The sequence below is a fragment of the Novosphingobium sp. Chol11 genome (assembly GCF_945870625.1).
Classification (GTDB): Bacteria; Pseudomonadota; Alphaproteobacteria; order Sphingomonadales; family Sphingomonadaceae; genus Novosphingobium.
The window spans coordinates 1-19788 of sequence record NZ_CAMBTS010000049.1; the positions used below are offsets into that span (position 1 = coordinate 1).

General features: G+C 63.6%; 16 protein-coding genes. All 16 read right to left on the bottom strand.

The genetic code is table 11. From position 1 onward, the window contains the following. Nucleotides 1–491: serine dehydratase beta chain (locus Q0O40_RS09425; protein WP_295529000.1), on the bottom strand; the 491-nt coding region annotated here is incomplete at its 3' end. Next, the gene (locus Q0O40_RS09430) at nucleotides 488–982 is read right to left on the bottom strand and encodes a prolyl-tRNA synthetase associated domain-containing protein (RefSeq protein ID WP_295529002.1); all 495 of its coding nucleotides are present in this window, start codon (nucleotides 980–982) and stop codon (nucleotides 488–490) included. The genes Q0O40_RS09425 and Q0O40_RS09430, both read right to left, overlap by 4 nt. Continuing rightward, on the bottom strand, nucleotides 982–1497 hold the full coding sequence (locus Q0O40_RS09435; protein ID WP_295529004.1) for a sarcosine oxidase subunit gamma: 516 nt from the start codon (nucleotides 1495–1497) through the stop codon (nucleotides 982–984). Before Q0O40_RS09435 ends, Q0O40_RS09430 begins: the two co-directional genes overlap by 1 nt. Then, nucleotides 1490–4354, bottom strand: a complete 2865-nt coding sequence (locus tag Q0O40_RS09440; protein ID WP_295529006.1) for a 2Fe-2S iron-sulfur cluster-binding protein — start codon at nucleotides 4352–4354, stop codon at nucleotides 1490–1492. The genes Q0O40_RS09435 and Q0O40_RS09440 overlap by 8 nt, the downstream gene beginning before the upstream one ends. Beyond that, complete coding sequence (locus Q0O40_RS09445; RefSeq protein ID WP_295529008.1) at nucleotides 4351–4623, bottom strand: sarcosine oxidase subunit delta; 273 nt, start codon at nucleotides 4621–4623, stop codon at nucleotides 4351–4353. The genes Q0O40_RS09440 and Q0O40_RS09445 overlap by 4 nt, the downstream gene beginning before the upstream one ends. Nucleotides 4624–4631: 8 nt before the next feature. Beyond that, complete coding sequence (locus tag Q0O40_RS09450) at nucleotides 4632–5885, bottom strand: sarcosine oxidase subunit beta family protein (RefSeq protein WP_295529010.1); 1254 nt, start codon at nucleotides 5883–5885, stop codon at nucleotides 4632–4634. Continuing rightward, nucleotides 5882–6253 carry a cupin domain-containing protein gene (locus Q0O40_RS09455; RefSeq protein ID WP_295529012.1) on the bottom strand — a complete coding sequence of 124 codons (372 nt, stop codon included), beginning with the start codon at nucleotides 6251–6253 and terminating at the stop codon, nucleotides 5882–5884. The genes Q0O40_RS09450 and Q0O40_RS09455 overlap by 4 nt, the downstream gene beginning before the upstream one ends. Continuing rightward, on the bottom strand, nucleotides 6254–7498 hold the full coding sequence (locus Q0O40_RS09460) for an aromatic ring-hydroxylating dioxygenase subunit alpha (RefSeq protein ID WP_295529013.1): 1245 nt from the start codon (nucleotides 7496–7498) through the stop codon (nucleotides 6254–6256). It abuts the gene before it with no gap. Between the two features lie 4 nt (nucleotides 7499–7502). Continuing rightward, nucleotides 7503–10013 carry an FAD-dependent oxidoreductase gene (locus Q0O40_RS09465; RefSeq protein ID WP_295529015.1) on the bottom strand — a complete coding sequence of 837 codons (2511 nt, stop codon included), beginning with the start codon at nucleotides 10011–10013 and terminating at the stop codon, nucleotides 7503–7505. Between the two features lie 190 nt (nucleotides 10014–10203). Next, the gene (locus Q0O40_RS09470) at nucleotides 10204–11847 is read right to left on the bottom strand and encodes an APC family permease (RefSeq protein WP_295529018.1); all 1644 of its coding nucleotides are present in this window, start codon (nucleotides 11845–11847) and stop codon (nucleotides 10204–10206) included. Further along, the gene (gene betA, locus Q0O40_RS09475; RefSeq protein ID WP_295529020.1) at nucleotides 11844–13529 is read right to left on the bottom strand and encodes a choline dehydrogenase; all 1686 of its coding nucleotides are present in this window, start codon (nucleotides 13527–13529) and stop codon (nucleotides 11844–11846) included. Before betA ends, Q0O40_RS09470 begins: the two co-directional genes overlap by 4 nt. After that, nucleotides 13516–14925 carry a betaine-aldehyde dehydrogenase gene (gene betB, locus Q0O40_RS09480; protein WP_295529023.1) on the bottom strand — a complete coding sequence of 470 codons (1410 nt, stop codon included), beginning with the start codon at nucleotides 14923–14925 and terminating at the stop codon, nucleotides 13516–13518. The genes betA and betB overlap by 14 nt, the downstream gene beginning before the upstream one ends. Before the next feature lie 181 nt (nucleotides 14926–15106). Beyond that, nucleotides 15107–17590 (bottom strand): TonB-dependent receptor, encoded by a 2484-nt coding sequence (locus Q0O40_RS09485; protein WP_295529025.1) that lies wholly within the window; start codon nucleotides 17588–17590, stop codon nucleotides 15107–15109. Between the two features lie 259 nt (nucleotides 17591–17849). Next, nucleotides 17850–18398 (bottom strand): HD domain-containing protein, encoded by a 549-nt coding sequence (locus tag Q0O40_RS09490; RefSeq protein ID WP_295529027.1) that lies wholly within the window; start codon nucleotides 18396–18398, stop codon nucleotides 17850–17852. A 183-nt stretch (nucleotides 18399–18581) separates the two neighbouring features. Next, entirely contained in the window at nucleotides 18582–19259 is a 678-nt protein-coding gene (locus Q0O40_RS09495; protein WP_295529029.1) for a phytanoyl-CoA dioxygenase family protein, read from the bottom strand. A gap of 52 nt (nucleotides 19260–19311) precedes the next feature. Further along, a partial coding sequence (locus Q0O40_RS09500; RefSeq protein WP_295529031.1) for a PhzF family phenazine biosynthesis protein occupies nucleotides 19312–19788 on the bottom strand: 477 nt, incomplete at its 5' end.

Here is a 19788-nt window from a genome sequence, read left to right on the forward strand (position 1 = left end):
GGCGCGTTGCTCTGCGCCTCCTCCTCATCGATCACAAAGCCGCCGCCGACCGAATAGTAAAACCGCCTCAGCAAAACTTCGCCGAGCGCGTCATAGGCGGCCAGCGCCATCGCGTTGCTGTGGAAGGGTTGGCGCTCGCGCTGGCGGAATTTGATGTCGGTGGCCGGATCGAACGGCACGCGGTGATGGCCGAGCAAGGCGATTTCGCGCGCGCTATGGCACGCCGCCACCAGCTGCGCCCCGGCATCGATGCCAACGCCCGCAGGGGTTTCCCCCGCCAGCCCCATGATGATCGCGACGTCGGTGGCATGGCCCCTGCCCGTGAGCGCCAGTGAGCCATAAAGATCGACCTCGATCCGCGCCGTCTGCGCCAGCAGGCCGCGCTCCTCCAGCAGCAGGCAGAACCGCCGCGCGGCGACCATCGGGCCGACGGTGTGCGAGCTTGATGGGCCAATGCCGATCTTGAACAGCTCGAATGTGCTGACCGTCATGGCCGCTCGGGGATTATGGCGACCAGCGCCTGATGATGCCACGCCGCGAGCGCGCGCAGCAGGTCTGCGCCGCTGAGGCCGATGGTGGCGGTGTTGCGCAAGGGGTGGACATAGACCATCGCCGCCGCCGCCAGATCGGCATCGAGCACCACGCGCACTTGCTCGCCCGCATCATTGATCGCTGCCAAGGGCGTGACCGAGCCAGGGGCGACGCCGAGCAGCGCCTCCATGTCCTCAGCCTTGCCGAAGCTGAGCTTCTTTGCGCCGATTGCGCCTGCAAGGGCCTTGAGGTCAACGCGCTTGGCATGATCGGCTGTCACCAGCCAGAATTGCCCGCCGCTGTCTTTCAGGAACAGGTTCTTGGTATGCGCGCCGGGGAGCGCAGCGTGGATGGCGAGGCTTTCCTCCACGGTGAACACCGCCTCATGCTCGATGCCATGCCACCCCAGACCCAGCTCGGCGAGAGCGGCGCGCAGGGCGGCGTCGTCCATCAGGCTGCTGCCGCGAGCGCATGCCACAGCCACGGCGCGAAGCTGCGCCAGACTTCGATGTGGAACCGCGCCTCGGCGGTGCGCCAGACGACGATCTCGACCGTTTCGAAAACGGTGCGCGTGCCGCGGCCGATGGGGAATTTCGCCACATCGAGCGGGCAGCCGCTGGTGATCAGCTCCACCGCGCGCGGTCCTTCGACGACAAAGCCGAGCGCGCGCGAGGAGATGTCGGTGACGCTCACCGGCAGCCCCTCGCCCAGCGGCAGCGCGGTCCCCGCAGGGAGCAGCGCAAGCCATTCATCGGGGCCGAGGCAGGCGACCCCGTCCAAGGTCTCGCCGATCTTTGCGGGCAACTTTCGGCCGAGCAGGCCTTCCAGAATTGCCGCATCGCGGGCGCGCAGCGAGAAACGCGCGTAATCATCGGCCAGCGCGAGCTGCACGCCGTCTGCAACCAAAGCCTCAGCCGGGAGCGCCAGATCCGCCGCGCTCAGCTTCATCGGGGCGATCTCAAGCATCGAGGCGGCTCCCTTCGGCGTCATAGAACACAGGGCCTGTCACCACCGCGCGGATCACCCCGCCGGGCATCGGCACATAGAGCGTCTCGCCCATCCGCGCGCGGCCATCCGCGACCAGCGCGAGCGCGATGGAGCGGCCCAGCGCGGGGCTGAGGTAGGCGGAAGTAACATGGCCGATCATCGTCATCGGCACCGGCTGATCAGGATCGGCCACGATCTGTGCGCCTTCTTCGAGCACGTGCGTGCCGTCTTCGGTCAAGAGCCCGACGAGCTGCTTGCGCCCTTGCGCCACCAGATCAGGCCGCGCGAGCGAGCGTTTGCCGACAAAGTCCGGCTTTTTCTGGCCGATGGCCCAGGCCATTCCCGCATCCTCAGGCGTGATCGTACCATCGGTGTCTTGCCCGATGATAATAAAGCCCTTTTCGGCGCGCAGCACGTGCATCGCCTCAGTGCCATAAGGGGTGATGTCATAAGGCTGGCCCGCCGCATGGATCGCTTCCCACACCATCCGGCCATGCTGCGCAGGCACATTGACCTCAAAGCCCAGCTCGCCGGTGAAGCTCACGCGGAAGAGGCGCGTGGGCACGCCGCAGATATGCCCCTCGCGCACCGCCATGTGCGGGAAGGCCTCGCGCGAAAGATCGATCCCGCTGACCAGCCCGGCGATCACGTCACGCGCTTTGGGCCCTTGCACTGCGATCACCGCCCATTGCTCGGTGGCGCTGGTCAGCCAGACATCAAGGTCGCTCCATTCGGTCTGGAGGTAATCCTCCATCATGTTCAAAACGCGCGCTGCGCCGCCAGTGGTGGTGGTCACATGGAAACGGTCCGGGGCCATGCGCCCGGCCACGCCGTCGTCCATGATGAAGCCTTCCTCGCGCAGCAGCAGGCCATAGCGGCAGCGGCCGGGCGCAAGCGATTTCCAAGGGTTGGTATAGAGCCGGTTGAGGAATTCCGCCGCATCGGGCCCGACGACCTCGATCTTGCCGAGTGTCGAGGCATCAAACATCCCCACGCTATCGCGCACCGCGAGGCATTCGCGCAGCACAGCTGCGTCCATATCTTCGGCCCCGCGCGGGAAATAGCGGGCGCGCCGCCACTGCGCGACGTTTTCGTAAACCGCGCCGTGGTCCCTCGCCCAATCGTCAATCGCGGTCTTGCGCAGCGGCTGAAACAGCGCCTCCTTGTGGTGGCCGAGCAGCGCGCCAAAGGTCTGCGGGGTATAGGGCGGGCGGAACGTGGTCAGGCCGATCTCGGTGACAGGCCTTGAAAGCACATCAGATGCAATCTGCAAGCCGTTGAGATTGCTGGTCTTGCCCTGATCGGTTGCCATGCCGTTGGTGGTATAGCGCTTGATATGCTCGATCGAGCGGAAGCCTTCCTGCACGGCAAGGCCGATATCGCGCGCCTTCACATCGTTCTGGAAATCGACAAAGCCCTTGCGTTTATGCAGCGGCTTGGCCGAGGGCAACGTGCCGAGCGCGAGCCCGGAGCCATAGTCCCACGCGCCGCCGCAGCCGCCGACGCAGGTCATCACCTCGTGCGTGGTATCGGGCAGATACGCGCCCCACGCACCATCCCAGCGCAAGGTGCCCTTGGCATGGCTCCACAAATGCACCGTGGGGGTCCAGCCGCCGGCCATCAGCAGCGCATCGCAGGCAATCGCGCGCTCGTCGACGGTTCCGCCCGGCGCATAAGTGATGCTACTGATGCCCAGACGGCCGCGCGCGCTGGTTACGGCGCAGCCCAGATGCACCGCGATCCCAGCGCCGCGCGCCGCATCGACCAGCTCTGCCGCCACGTCCTGACGCAGATCAATGATCGTGCTCACCGTCACGCCCGCAGCCATTAGCGCCAGCGCATCGCGCCAGCCGCTGTCGTGCACCGCCATCACGATCACCGACCGGCCCACCGCCACACCGTAGCGCAGCGCCGCGGTGCGCGCCGCACTGGCCAGCATCACGCCGGGGATATCGTTGCCATCGAACACCAGCGGCCGCTCGATCGCGCCTTGCGCCAGCACCACGCGGCCAGCGCGGATGCGCCACAGCTTCTCGCGCGCGCCTTTGGCATCGGTGGGGGCCAGATGATCGGTCAGCCGCTCAACCGCGACGACAAAGTTTTGATGGTAATGGCCAATCGCGGTCGTGCGGCTGAGGATCTGCACGTTATCTGCCGCGTTCAAAGCCGCCAGCGATGCCGCAAGATCAGCCCACTGCGCAGGGTCCGCCAACGCGCCGCCGCCGGGCTCTTCCTGCTCGTCGATCAGGATCACCCGCCCGCCGGTCGCTGCCGCTTCGACGGCGGCTGCGATCCCCGCTGGCCCCGCGCCCACCACCAGCACATCGCAATGTGCATACGTCGCGCCGTAATGATCGGGATCGCGCGTCGTGGGGCTGTCGCCCAATCCCGCCAGCCGCCGGATGATGGGCTCGTAGACCGATTCCCATGCGGCGCGCGGCCACATGAAGGTCTTGTTGTAAAAGCCCGCCGGGAAAAACGCGCTCAGCGTGTCGTTCACCGCAGTGAGGTCGCGGCGCAACGTGGGAAAGCGGTTCTGGCTTTTCGCCGCCAGCCCGGCATGCAGCGCCACCGAGGGCGCGCGCAGGTTCGGCGTCATGCGCGCGGGGCCGCGCTCCACCGTCATCAGCGCATTGGGCTCCTCGCTGCCCATGCCCAGAATCCCGCGCGGGCGGTGATACTTGAACGAGCGCCCGAACAGCATCACCCCGCTGGCCAGGAGCGCCGAGGCGAGGCTATCGCCCTCCAGCCCCTGATAAGCCTTGCCGTCAAAGGTGAACGAAAGCGGCGCGGCGCGATTGATCCGCCCGCCGACTGACAGCCGATAACCGCTCATCGCGCAGGCTCCCCGGCTTTGTATGTGGTTTCAAACCGGTCGCTCACCGTGTCGCGCACCGCATTGAAAAAGCGCCCGCAGCCATGCACATGCCGCCAGCGTTCATGATGCCGCCCGCGCGGATTGCGGCGGATGTAGAGAAATTCCTCCCATTGCGGGTCGGAATAAGCCGAGGGATCGGCAGGGCGCGCGATATGCGCCTGGCCGCCATTGGCAAATTCCACCTCGGGCCGGTCTTCTTCGCAGTAAGGGCAATGGATCAGCAGCATCTCAGGTCTCAGTGCGCTACGGCGGCCGCAGCCGCCTCGTCGATCAGGCGGCCGTTGCGGAAGCGGTCCAGCGCATAAGGCGCGTTGATCCGGTGCGGCGCATCGTGCGCGATGGTATAGGCGAGCAGATCGGCCGCCCCCGGTGTCGCCTTGAACCCGCCCGTGCCCCAGCCGCAATTGACATAAAGCCCCGGCACCGGCGTTTTGGCGAGGATCGGCGAGCGATCCGGCGTGACGTCGACAATCCCGCCCCATGTGCGCATCATGCGCATCCGCGTGAAGATCGGAAAAATCTCGCAGATCGCCGCCAAAGTATGCTCGATGATATGAAACGCGCCGCGCTGCGAATAGCTGATGTACTGGTCGGTGCCTGCGCCGATCACCAGCTCGCCCTTGTCCGACTGGCTCATGTAGGCGTGCACCGTGTTCGACATCACCACGCACGGGAAAATCGGTTTGACCGGCTCGGACACCAGCGCCTGCAACGGATAGCTTTCGAGCGGGAACTGAAGGCCGGCCATCGCCATCACCACCGAGGTGCTGCCCGCCGCCGAAACCCCGATCTTCTTCGACGCAATGAAGCCGCGCTCGGTCTCCACGCCTTCGGCCGCGCCATCTGCGCCGCGCCGGATGCCCGTCACCGCGCAATTCTGGATGATGTCCACGCCCAGCGCCGAGGCCGCGCGCGCATAGCCCCACGCCACGCTATCATGCCGCGCGGTGCCGCCGCGCCGCTGCAGCGCGCCGCCCAGCACCGGATGGCGCGCATTGGGCGAGATATCGAGCGGCGGGCAATAGGCCTTGCATTCCTCGGCCGTCAGCCATTCGTTATCGACGCCGTTCAGCCGGTTGGCATGAATATGCCGCTTGAAGCTTTGCACATCGTGCACATTGTGCGCCAGCATCAGCACGCCGCGCTTGGAATACATGATGTTGTAGTTGAGTTCCTGGCTCAGCCCATCCCATAGCTTGACCGCGTGATCATAGAGATGCGCGCTCTCGTCGTAGAGGTAGTTCGAGCGGATGATCGTGGTGTTGCGCCCGGTGTTGCCGCCGCCCAGCCAGCCCTTTTCGATCACCGCGACATTGGTGATGCCGTATTTGCTGGCCAAATAATAAGCCGCGCCCAGACCATGCCCGCCCGCGCCGACTATGATCGCGTCATAAGCGGGCTTGGGCGCTTTATCCGGCCAATGCTCGGGCCAGCCCTGATGGCTGCGAAAGGCCTCGCCGATAAGATTGAAACCGGAAAAACGCTTCACTTGATCCCCCGATCGGCACTGGCATAAATGACCAGCGAGAGCGCCCCATCGGGGCATGCGGTCAGATGCGGCGCGCCCGGCGCGCGCACGATAAAGTCACCGGGGCCATAGTCGGCAATCCCGTCGCTGAAACTGCCCTCAAGGACATAGACCTGCTCGATCTCGTCATGCGCATGCATCGCGGCGGTTGCGCCGGGTTCGGTTTTCATCAGCCAGGTGCGCAGGCCTGCCTTGGCATCTTCGAGGAACGGCTTGACCAGAAACCCGGGCGAGCCGCTTTCGCGCCATGCACCGCCCGCGCGTACCATCGCCGTGCCGGTTTCGGGCACTTGCAGCGTTTCCCCGCCAATGGCCTCGAACATCGCCATTCAGCCCGCATCCTTTAGCGCTGCCTGCGAAGCCTCGACGTAAAACGTCTTGAACGCATCGACCAGCTTCTCTTCCACCGAGTACATGCCTGGGCGATAGCCGTTGCCCTTGATGCCTTGGTGGTTGATGCTCGCCAGATGGCTGTCCTGCGCATTGGTCGCGCGCCATACGGCGGTGAGGTTCGCCGGATCGTAATCGACGCCTTCCACCGCATCCTCGTGTACCAGCCAGCTGGTGCGCAGCAGAGTGCGGTCGGCGCTCAGCGGGGTGAGCGAAAACGTCACCACATGATCGCAGCAGAAATGATGCCACGAATTGGGCTGGGTCCAGATCGAAAGGCTGGTCTGCTCCTCCGCACCGTGCGGCCAGATTAGCTTTTTCGAAGCGGGCTTGCCGTCCAAGGTTTGCGTAACCGCGCCATTGGCCAGCGGCAGCCGCGCCACGCGGTGCCACCAGTTATCCGGAAATTCGATCAGCTCGTGGTATATGCCCAGATCCTGCCAGCGCGCGCGCTGCGCCTCAAGCATGGCATCGAACGCGGCATCATCGACCACATCGTCGGCGCCGTCTTCGGGCAGACCCTTGCCAAAGCCATACGTCGAGAGCGACTTCATCAGCTCTGGATGGCTGACATCGCAGTGATAACACTCGCGGTTGTTTTCCATCACCAGCTTCCAGTTGGCCGGTTCGATCAGGTCGTCCTGCACCGCGACTTTGAGCTTGGTCATGTCATAGAGGCCGATCTGCGCCTCGATATCCGCCTTCACGCGGGCGATCGGCGGGGGATTGTCGGCCAGACACAGGAAGATCAGCCCGCCGATGTTTTCGAGCGCCACGGGGCGCAGGCCGTGGTCCGCCTTGTTGAACTCGGGCGGCATGTTGCGCGCGGCAAGCAGCTTGCCATCGAGCGCAAAGGTCCACTGGTGGTAGGGGCACGTAATCCGCGCCCCTTTGCTCGCACTGCTGCACAGCTTCGCGCCGCGGTGCGTGCAGGTGTTGTGAAACGCGCGGATTTCGCCCTGCTTGTCGTGCACCACGATCACCGAGGTTTCGCCCAGTTCGAACAGGAACTGATCGCCCGGGTGCTTCACATGCGCGATGGTGCAGGCATAGAGCCACACCGAACGCAGCATCACCTCGGTATCGAAGCGATAGGCCTCTTCGCTGACATAAAGGTTCTGCGGCAGGGTAAACCCTGTGCGCGTCTGGTTCAGGCTTTCGGCAATCGCATCAAAATGCAGCATGGGATCAGCTCCGCAAAGCGTTGTTGTCCGGGTCAAAGGGCGAGTCCGCGATCACCACCGCACGGTGGGTCTTGCCCAGAATCGTGATCTCAAGCGCGGTGCCCACCGCGGCATGCTCCGGCGCGACCATCGCCAACGCCAGGCTCTTGCCGCAGCGCCAGCCATAGCCGCCCGAGGTCGCGCGGCCCACCAGCACGCCGTCCCGCAGGATCGGCTCTGACCCGCGCGCATCGGCATCGGTTACGTCCATCACTTCGAGCGTGACGAACTGCCACTTCAGCCCTGCTTCCTTGCGCGCGAGCAGCCCTTCGCGGCCATGGAATGCGGGCTTCTTGAAGCTGACAAACCGCTCCAGCCCGCTCTCCAGCGCGGCATACTCGGTCGAAAGTTCGCGCGGGATCAATTTGTAGCTCTTCTCGATCGCCATCGCGGTCATCGCGCGAATGCCGAAGGGCTTGATCTCGTGCGCGGCGCCCGCCGCCATGATCTGATCGAAGATATAGTTCTGCATTTCGATCGGGTGGTGGATTTCCCAGCCTAGCTCGCCAATGAAATTCACCCGCAGCGCATCGACTTTGGCCGCGCCGAGCGAAATCGGCTTGCCGGTGAGCCAAGGAAACGCTTCGTGCGAGAGATCGGTGCGCGTCAGCGACTGCAGCACTTCGCGCGATTTCGGCCCCGCCAGCACAAGCACGCCCATCGCGGTGGTCAGCCGTTCGAACCGGACCGAGCCATCGGTCGGCAGCGCTTTCACCAGATAATCGTGATCATGCCGCTCCAGCGCGCCCGCCGAGACCAGATAATAGCTCTGCGGGCCCTTCTTGTAGACGGTGAACTCGGCGCGCACGCCGCCATCCTGCGTGAGCAGATAGGAGAGCGAGAGCTTGCCCAGCTTCTTGGGCACCACGTTGCTCAGCAGCCCGTTCAGCCAATCTTCCGCGCCCGGGCCCGAAATCAGGCATTTGGCGAAGGCCGACATGTCCTGCAGGCCGACCTTCTGGGTCACATGCAAGCATTCCGCGCCGACGAATTCGAAATAGTTCGAGCGGCGGAACGACCACTTTTCCTGTATCGGCTCGCCAGAGACCGCCACCGGATGGTTATCGCGCAGGATCACATCGGGCTTGTCCAAGTCCGCCTCGCTCAGCGCGTAGCCTTCGGGCACGAAGAAATTGGGGCGCTCCCAGCCAAACACGCTGCCGAATACCGCGCCCAGCGCCTTCATCCGGCTGTAGCACGGGGTCTGACGCAAAGGCCGTGCGGCCTCGCGCTCTTCGTCCGGGTAGTGCACGGTGAAGACCTTGGCATAGGCCTCCTCGTTCTTGGCGCGCAAATAGCCCTCGCCCGCATAATCGCCAAAGCGGCGCGGATCGACGCCCATCATGTCGATGGTCGGCTCGCCCTCGACGATCCAGTGCGCCAATTGCCAGCCTGCGCCGCCCGCCGCAGTGATGCCGAAGCTGTGCCCTTCGTTGAGCCACAGATTCTTGGCACCCCATGCCGGGCCGACAATCGGCGAGCCATCGGGGGTATAGGCAATCGCGCCGTTATACACCTTCTTCACGCCCACTTCGCCGAACGCGGGCACGCGGGCCATCGCCGAGAGGATATGAGGCTCCAACCGCTCCAGCGCATCGGGAAACAGCTCGTATTCGCTATTGGCCGCCGGGCCATCGAGGTAGCACGCGGGCGCGCCGATCTCATAGGGCCCGAGCAGCAGGCCGCCGGCCTCCTCGCGCATATACCAACTGGCATCGGATTCGCGCAGCACGCCCATTTCGGGCAGGCCCTTGGCGCGGCGCTCCATGATCGCGGGGTGCTGCTCGGTCACGATATACTGATGCTCGACCGGTACCACAGGGATATCGAGCCCGACCATCGCGCCTGTCTGGCGGGCAAAGCTGCCGGTCGCGAACACGACATGCTCGGCGGTGATCTCGCCCTGATCGGTGGTGACGACCCATTCGCCATTCGCCTTCTGGACGACGTTGGTCACGGCGGTGTTGCGGTAAATCGTCGCGCCGCGCTGGCGCGCGCCTTTCGCCAATGCCTGCGTCAGATCGGCGGGCTGGATATAGCCGTCGCCGGGATGCTGGATCGCGCCAATCACGTTTTGCATCTCGGCCAGCGGCCAGATCGCCTTGACCTCGTCGGGGCTGAGGAAATTGACTTCGACGCCGATGGTTTGCGCAACCCCGGCGTAGAACAAATACTCGTCCATCCGATCGCGCGTGGTGGCGAGGCGGATGTTGCTGACATTCGAGAAGCCGACATTGAGCTCGGTCTCAGCCTCGAGCGTGGGATAGAAATCGACCGAATACTGGTGCAGCTTGCCCGCCGAATAGCTCATGTTGAACAGCGGCATCAGCCCGGCGGCGTGCCAGGTCGAGCCGGAGGTCAGCTCCTTGCGTTCGAGCAGGACGACATCGGACCAGCCCATCCGGGCCAGATGATATAGCGTGCTTACGCCCACCACACCGCCGCCAATCACTACCACCCGTGCTGTCGTTTTCATTGTGCCACTCGGCCTTTGCAGTTCTGTTTCTGGATATTGCTATGCCAGTCTCACTGGCAGGGCTGAACCGCTGTTTGCCGCCATAGGAAAGACTAATGCTGGGTATTAGGCGAATGGCGGAAGCGGCAGTCAAGCCTGAGCCGCGCTCAGTCCCTTCCCACCGGGGAGGGGGCCCGCGCCTTGAAAAGCCCTAACCCACCGGCACCGGCAACTTCGCCAGCGCATGCGCACCCCACACCACCGCCGCGCAGGCCGCCAGCGACAGCCACGGCAGCACTCCCGCCCGCTTGACGCTGGCCGTTTCAGGAAAGTCCTCCGCCAGCGCCGCCGGAAACACGCCCTTGTCCTGCACATAATGGCGGAAGGCAAAGACCGGCAGGATCAGGAGCACGCCAATGAGGCCATTGCGCAAGGTGCCCGCGCCATAGACATCCGCGCCCGCGCCCATGAAGGCCATGTTGACGAAGCCCAGCACCGCACCCAGCGCCAAGAGCCACGTTGGGCAGCGAAACGGACGTTCCCAACTGCCCCGGTCCATGCGGTGAATCCAGCCCGATTGCAGATTGAGGAAATTGAACACCATGTAGCAAACGTTGCTGATCATCAGCACCGCGAAGTAATCTGAGGCGAGCATCAGGATCAGATTGAAGCCAAGATCGGTCCACATTGCCGCCGTGGGCGCGCCGTGGCTGTTCACCCGGCCGAGGAACTTCGGCAGCCAGCCATCGACCGCGGCCTGATACAGCGTGCGCGAAGAGCCCATCATCGAGGTCATCACGATCAGCAGCAACGACAAGATCAGCGTGGCGATAAACATATTGGCCACGACCACCGCGCCCCCGCCCGTCACGCCCAGCCCCTTGGTCACGATCGTTGCCAAGGCCAGCGCCACGCCCGAGCCATCGGCAATGCGCGGGTCCATCATCGCCTCTAAGCCCAGCGACGCCTGAAACGCCAAGGGAACCAGCGCAAAAATCACGATGCACAAAATGCCCGAGGCGATCAGCGCACGCGGCGTGTCGCGCGCCGGGTCCTTAAATTCGCGCGTATAGCAAACCGCCGTCTCGAACCCATACGTCGACCAGCCCGCCGCAAACATCGCCGCCGCCATCAAGGTAAGGCCATAAGCGTCCCATGAGCCGAAATGCACTTGCCCCGCAGCATCGCGCACCAAGGGCAGCAACGGAAACAGGTTCTGTGTCGGCAGATCACCTGTCAGCAAAGGCACAAAGCCGACCAGGATCAGCGGTGCAAGACATGCAATGCCCAGGATCTTCTGCGCGTTGGCCGCCTTGGCCGCGCCGCCATGTTGCAGCGCGAAGGTCAGCAGCAGGAATGCCGAGCCGATGATCGACACCGCGTTGATGCGCAGCGTAAGCCCGGTGCGGATGAAATCGAGATTTAGCAGCGTGACATGCCAAGTGTTGATCGCGCTGTCGGGCGCGAACAGGCTGGCCATGATGTACCCGGCAGCCAGACTGGTGCCGAGGGTCAGCACCGGCGACCACGCCAGCCAATTGCACCACACCGAAATCGGCGCGACGAACTTGGAATAGGGCAGCCACGCCGCCGCGCCATAGACCGAAGCGCCGCCCGACTTGTGCGGATAGAGCCCGGCGATCTCGGCATAGACGAAGCTCTGCAGGAACCCCATCAGGATCGAGACAATGAAGATCACCCAGCTCGGCTGGCCGATCATCGTCGCAATCCCGCCGATGGTCAGCAGCACGCCCGCAGGTACCCCGGATGAGGCCCAGAACGCGCCCTTCCAATCAAGCGTGCGCTGAAGCTCGCCGCTGGGCGGTGCGGCCACATCGGCGGCAATTGCGGTCATCGCTGCGCTGTTTCCCAATCAGGCGCAGTGTAATACGGCGCATTGGATGGCGCGAGCAGGCCTTTGCCCAGAATGTGGTCAGCCCCCTTTTCCCCGATCATGATCGAGGGCGCGTTGAGATTGCCGGTCGTGACCGAAGGCATCACCGAGCTATCGACGACGCGCAGCCGCTCCACCCCGATCACGCGCAGTTCGCTATCGACAACGGCCATCGGATCATCCGCTGCGCCGATCTTGCAGGTGCACGAGGGGTGATAGGCGCTTTCGACCTTCTGCGCGATGAAGGCGTCGATATCCTCGTCGCTGATCACCTCCGCGCCCGGCTGGATCTCGCGCCCGCGCCACGGCGCAAAGGCGGGCTGCTGGAAAATCTCGCGGGTCAGCCGCACGCAGGCGCGCATTTCCGCCCAGTCGTCAGGATGGCTGAGGTAATTGAAGCGGATCACCGGCTTGTCATGCGGGTCGTCCGAACGCAAGGTCACGCTGCCCCGGCTTTTCGAGCGCATCGGGCCGACATGCGCCTGAAAGCCATGCTCGCTCGCCAGCGAATTGCCGTCGTAGCTCACCGCCATCGGGAAGAAGTGGTACTGGATATCGGGATACTTGATCCCCGCCCGGCTGCGGATGAAGCCGCACGTCTCGAAATGGTTGGTCGCGCCCAGCCCCGAACGCAGGAACAGCCAGCGCGCGCCAACCAGCGCTTTGCCAAGCAGGTTGGCATATTTGTAAAGCGTCACCGGCTGGGTGCAGGCCATCTGGAAATAAAACTCGAGATGATCCTGCAGGTTCGCACCCACCCCGGGCCGATCGGCCACCACCGCAATGCCATTGTGCGCCAGCTCTTCCGCCGGGCCGATGCCTGAAAGCTTGAGCAGTTGCGGCGAATTGATGGGGCCGCCGGCGAGGATCACCTCGCGCGCCGCCTTCGCCACGATCCGCTTGCCGCCGCGCTCATATTCCACGCCCACCGCGCGCTTGCCCTCAAACACGATCCGCGTTGCCAGCGCCTGCGTGATCACTGCCACGTTCGGCCGCTTCATCGCAGGTCGCAGATAAGCCTTGGCCGCCGAGCAGCGCTCACCGCCGCGCACGGTCATGTCCATCCGGCCAAAGCCTTCCTGACGGAACCCGTTGACGTCGCCCGTCAGCGCATAGCCCGCCTGCTGCGCTGCATCGAGCCACGCCTGATTGAGCGGATTGGCAAGGCTGCCATAGCAGGTATCCAGCTGCCCCTCGCCGCCGCGATATTCATCGCCTCCTTCGGCGCGGCGTTCGGCGCGCTTGAAATAGGGCAGCACTGCGGCATAGTTCCACCCGCGTGCGCCTTCTTCTTCCCAGCGCTCGAAATCGAGCGGATTGCCGCGAATATAGACCAGCCCGTTGATCGAGGACGATCCGCCCAGCCCGAGCCCGCGCGGCGTATGCAGCCGCCGCCCGCCAAGATGCGGTTCCGGCTCGCTTTCATAGCCCCAGTTCCACCGCTTGGTGTTCATCGGGATCGCCAGCGCGCTGGGCATCTGGATATAGATCGACTTGTCCGAGCCGCCCGCCTCCAGCACCAGCACGCGCGCCTTGCCGTCCGCGCTCAGCCGGTCCGCGAGCACGCAGCCAGCCGAGCCTGCGCCGACGATAACATAGTCCCAAATCTCCGAAGCGGGGGCGCCGCCCTCAATAGGGGGCATCGATCGGCTCCATCGCGACGTAAACGCTCTTGAGGCGGGTAAAGTGGTGGATCGCCTCTCGGCTGTTTTCAAAGCCCAGCCCGGACTGCTTGAACCCGCCAAACGGCATTTTGACTGGGCAGATGTTGAAAGTGTTGATCCAGCACGAACCCGCATCGAGCGCGGCGATCACCCGGTGCGCGCGGGTCAGATCCTGCGTGAACACGCCGGCCGCAAGGCCGAATTCGGTGTCGTTGGCCCGCGCGATCACTTCCTCTTCGCTATCGAACGCCAGCACGGTCATCACCGGGCCGAAGATTTCCTCCCGCACCACGGTCATGGCGTCGGTGCAGGCGGTGAACACCGTCGGCGCAACGTAGAAGCCCGCCACCGGAACACCGTCTGTAACGCGGTAGCCGCCAGTGAGCACCTGCGCACCCTCAGCCTTGCCCTGCTCGACATAGCCCATGACCTTGTTCAGATGCGCTTGCGAGATGAGCGAGCCCATCTGCGTCGCCGGGTCCATCGGATCGCCCAGCTTGATCCGCTCGGTGCGCGCCTTCAGGCTTTCCAGAAACTGCGGCAGGATGCTTCGCTCGACGAACACCCGCGTCCCGTTCGAGCAGACCTCGCCCGCCGAGTAAAAGTTGGCAAGATGCGCGCCCGAAACCGCGTTCTCGATATCGGCATCGGCGAAAATGATCAGCGGCGATTTGCCGCCAAGCTCGAGCGTCACGTTCTTGAGCGTAGCCGCCGCCGCCGCCATGATCCGTTTGCCCGTGGGCACGCTGCCGGTCAGCGATATCTTGGCAATTCCGGGATGCGCGGTCAGCAGCGCGCCGGTTTCGCCGAAGCCGTGGACGACCTGAAACAGCCCCTCGGGCAGCCCCGCCTCGAGGTAGATCTTCGCCACTTCGATCGCGGTCAGCGGCGTGAGTTCGGACGGTTTGAAGATGATCGCGTTGCCGCAGGCCAGCGCGGGCGCGGATTTCCAGCAGGCAATCTGGATCGGATAGTTCCATGCCCCGATCCCGGCACAAACCCCCAGCGGCTCGCGCCGGGTATAACCGAACGCCGCCGGGCCGAGATCGAGGTGCTCGCCCGCGATCGTCGGCGCAATGCCAGCGAAGAATTCCAGACAATCCGCGCCCGAGACGACATCGACGACCAAGGTTTCCTGAATAGGCTTGCCGGTATCGCGCGTTTCCAGCGCGGCCAGTTCGTCGTTGCGTTCGCGCAGGATATCCGCGGCCCGGCGCAAGATGCGCCCGCGCTCGGTGCCGGTGCGCTTGGCCCATTCCTTCTGGGCCTTGGCAGCGCGGGCCACCGCAGCATCGACTTCGGCCTGCCCGGCAATGGGCAGCTCTGCGAGCACTTCGCCGGTGGCGGGATTGATTGTCTGAAAGGTCTTGGTCATGGGCTTGTATCGCCATTTCAGTTCAGAGGCAGGTCAATCATTTACCCCTCCGACCTGCCTTCGGCAGGCCACCTCCCCGTTTGGGCTTCGGCAAAACAGGGAGGGTTCTCTGCTCCTCCCTGTTTTGGCGAAGCCCAAACGGGGGGGTGGCATCGGCGCAGCCGATGACGGAGGGGTCTTCTTAGTTCCCGAAATGCCACACCGCGTTCACGCCCCAGGTGCGCGGCTTGGCATAGACGCCCGTGGTATAGCCCCAGAAGGTTGACGCATCGAAGGCATAGACGCGGTATTTGCGTTCGAACACATTGTTGACGAACACCGCCAGATCAAGGTTCGTGCCCGCCGGGGTGAACCCGATCCGCGCGTTCTCGACATGATAGGCGCGCTCGCGCTCCACCGGCGCGCACAGCACGGTGAAGCAGAACTTGCTGGTAAACAGCGCGTCCGCCTGAAGCGAAGCGCGGCCCGCGCCGGTTTCGAATTCATAACGGATCAGCGCATTGCCGGCAAAAGTGGGGGCCTGCGGCAGATCGCTGGTCTTTACCGTCACGCCATCGGGCAACAGCACGTTCTTGACTTCGCTATCCTGAAAGGCGCCGCTCAATTGCAGGGTCAGCCCCTTGATCGGGCGGCTGGTGAGGTCCGCCTCGATGCCCTTGATCTTGGCCGGCAGGTTGCGCACCACTTGCGCGGCAAACACCTGCACAAACGCCTGATAGTTCTGATAATCATAATAGAATGCCGAGAGATTGAACTGTGTGTTGCTGCCAATCTTGGTTTTCAGGCCAATTTCATAGGCATTGAGCGTTTCGGGCCGATAAGGAATGTTGTTGAGCACATCGACCAACTGGCCCGGAAAGGGCGTGCCGGTCGAGAACGTGAACCCGCCCGATTTCGATCCCCGGTTATAGCTGGCATAGATCAGGGTATCGTCGTTGGGCTTGTAGTCGATCTCGGCCCGCGCTGTCAGGCCGCTGAACGTCGGGTTCGCCGCGCTGGGCAGCGTCGTCACGCCTGAAGGCAGACCGCTGCCCGAATTCCACGTTCCCGGCGTCACCGTGCCGGTCGTGTCGTTATACGAGATGTCGTTCGGCCCGAAATGCAGCGACAGCGCGTAAGGCCCGGCGGCCGCATTTGCGAAGTAATCGCCGCGCTTGCGGTCTTGCCAATAGCGCAAGCCGCCGATCAGCTTCACCTGATCGCTGATCTTGAACTCGTCCTGCACGAAAAAGGCAAAGCTCTCCGTGCGCTGGGTAAAGCTTACGTTCGGATCATACTGGATGAACGGCACCGCATATTTCGCCTGAAACCGCCCGTCGATAATCATGCCAAAAGCGCCGACCGTCAGGTAGTTCTGGCCAAAGGTCGCCGCCGCGCGCAGTTCTTGCGTGTATTGCCGCGTGTTGGCCCGCTGGAAAAATACCGTGCCGGATTCGTAGCAGGTCACGCTCTGCGCCGGTGAGGGGCAAGGGCCGGGCGCGCGGACCGGGCCGTTCTCGACATAGGGAAACTCGGGCACGCTCAGGCCCTGCTCGATGTAGAACTTGTTGAGCGACTGGTAATCGGTGATCGAGGTCACATCGAACGCGCCCAGCTTGGCATCGAGCCGCAAGGTCGCGCCGAACACCTGGCGATCGACGTAAGCATCGCCCGTGCCCGCGGTGCGCCATGGATTGCCGCCTTGCGAGGGGGTGATCGCCGGATTGGCATAGCCGTTGCCAGTGGTGCCGACCGTGCCCCAATAACCGCAGGCATCGTTGGGGCCGATGAATTCGCCCTGGAACTGCGCATTGGGGCAAGTCGGCTCAAGCGAATAGAGCCCAGCCTGCCGCTCGCGGTCGGCCTGCGCATAGCGCAAGGTGAGCTTGGCCTTGAAATCGCTGCTCGGCTCCCACTTCACGATGCCGCGCAGCGCCCAGTGGTTGTCCGCGCCGCGATCGGGCTGGCCGGGGGTGATGTTCTTGATATAGCCATCGTCGCGCGCATACTGGCCCGAAACGCGCGCGGTCAGGTTCGAGGCGAGCGCACCCGACACGGCGCCTTCCACGATCGTCTGATTGAAGCTGCCGTAAGTGGCCGAGAGATAGCCGTCGAGCTGCTCGGTCGGCTGGGCGGAGATGAACTGCACCGCGCCGCCAGTGGCGTTGCGGCCGAACAGCGTGCCCTGCGGCCCGCGCAGCGCTTCCACACGCGCCAGATCGAAGATCGGGAAACTCGCCGCAGTGATCGACGAGGTATAGGCATCGTCCTGATAGACCGCGACGGGCGGTTCCTGCTGGTCGCCGTAGTCATTCTGCGAGACGCCGCGAATGTTGTAGACCACCTGGCTGCTACCATAGGCGTTGAATTTCAGGTTGGGGATCGCGCGCACCACGTCGGTGGCGTTGGTGATGTTGTAGTTCTTGATCTCGGCGGCATTGAGCACCGTGACCGCGATGCCGACATCGCGCAGCTTCTGCTCGCGGCGCTGCGCGGTCACCACGATTTCGCCCGGTGCCGCCGCTTCGGCTGCGTCAACAGATTGCGCCGTCGCCGCATCCTGCGCCAAAACTGGCGATGCGCCCGCGACAAGCGCCGCGATGGCGATTGCGGCCATGCCAGCGCCAGCAAAGCGGCTAAAAGCGAGGCCAGTGCGCTCAGCGGCGCCAATTCCGTGCATGCTCATGTTTATCTCCCTGACAAGAGCCCATCTCTCATTGTCATATGGGCGATAAACTGCCCGATACGCGCGGCCCAAACAAGGCGCGCCCGCGCCTCCCCTCTGCGCCCAGCACCGTGCAAATCGAAACGACCTGCAATGATTTCAGATAGTTACGCAAGATCACGCCATCTCTGGCGCTAATGCCCACTATTAAAATGCACAATGCCGTGCACAAAGGGGAACAATCCAGACACCCGCCGCCGCCTTCACGCGGCGCGCCGGCTCACATCACATCGTTCCTGGCCCGGCAGAATGTCTTTTCCACCAGCGGTTCGAACGCTTCCAGCGGCGTCACTTTGAAATCGGGATCGAAGGCGGGCATGTCCCACCGGTCGACCAGCCGCACGCCCAGATCATACCAGCTTTCATTGGCAAACTGCGAGCGCTGCCCGGTCGGCTGGCCCAGATAATCGAAGTAATAATCGCCCTGAAACAGCTGGTGATAGCGGATCACGTTGTAGCCATCATCGCTCACATAAGAGCGCATCATTTCCGCGCCGATCGCGCCGTGGTTGGCGATGGAAAACGATTTGCCGATGTCGTGACACAGCGCCAGCACCACCTCTTCGTCGGTCGCGCCGTCCGCTTGCGCCAAAGTCGCGGTCATCAGGCTGTGCGTCAGCTGGTCGGCGGCAAAGCCCACTTCCAGCGCCGACAGCCGCTTCAGCGTATCCATCACCATCAGCGGCACCACTTCGCGCTGATGCTTGCGATGCGCATCGCCGATCACTTTCCAATCCGCAGCGTTGCCTTGATCCATACGGGTGAACATGGCGTTCTTCTCCAGCTATCCTCTGCGCGCAGAATGCCCGCGAAACGCGCGGGGGCCAAGCGCAATTTTTGTTAGCGGCAACAGAAGCCCCGCGGAATATCATAGCTACAAGCCACCCCCGCCCAATCCCCCGTCATGCTGAACTCGTTTCAGCATCCATCGCGCAGCAATTGGTGGAGCACTTTACACCCCAAGCCATTCAAGCCCGTTGGGTAGGGTGTCAGCGGAAAAATCAATTTGCAGCACACGGCGGCGCGTTGGCGGCGACGCTGCTTCAGAAGCGTGGAGGATTGGCGTTGAGTAAAGCCATACGTCGCCAGCCTCGGCCAAACAGGTTTTGGTGCCACAACGCTGCACCACGTTATCGATGTCACTGACTGGAATTCTGCCAAATTTGTGCGAGCCGGGAGAAATCAAAAGGGGTGCATTGTTGACCGAAACATCATCAAGATGCGCCCGCAGCGTAATCATCTTCGTCAATAACTCATACGGCGGCGCAACATGATGCATTCCGCGCTTTATCGTCCACGGTCCAAAATCAGAAGCTTCACGCTTCTCTTTGACGCAGATTGTTCGATCCTGATGCCACGCAAGCGACCAGTTGTTTTGCTCTGATTTGTCGAAGAGGATAGCTCGAACCGGCAATGTATTTCGGCCAGCTATCGAGCTTGCAATTCCGCCAATCAAACCGGTACTAGCGTGCAGTGGCCTTAGCGATGCAATGCCGTAGATGCGGATGCCCGCGCTATCGGTTGGAAGCCCTGCAAGCCCCGCTTCTAAATCCGCAATGCACGGCGTCAAAGCGCTTTTGAGAAGCAGCGCCCCATCCTTCGCGAAATCGGTCAGCGAACAATCAACCATGAAGGGTGTTTTTAGCCGGCATGTGTTTTCGGCGCAACGCGAACTGCCCCCCTCAAACCTCCAGCACCCCCGCCGCGCGCGTCACCGTATCGCCGCCGATCCACAGCGCGCCTGCGTCGTCGCGCGTGATCCGCACCAGTCCGTCGCGGCCGATGCAGCCGCCTTGCGCCGCTAGATAGGGCGGATTTACAGCGCCTGCGCCGACCAGCCACTCGGCGAGCGAGGCATTCAGGCTGCCCGTCACCGGGTCTTCCACGATGCCGCCGAACGGATCGCTGAAAAACGCGCGCACTTCATAGGCGAAGCGCGAGCCCAGCGGATAGAGGCCGACCACGCCCACATCGATCCGCCGCTCATGAAACCGCGCCGGGGCCAGCGCGCGCACCGCCTCGGCATCGGCAAGGCGCACCGCCACCCAGCCCGGCCCATTGTCGGCCCACTGCGCGTCCACGATGTCGCCCCGCGCAATCCGCAAGACCGCCGCGACTTCCTCCAGCGTCTCCTCCGCGACCGGCCCGCCGCGAATGAG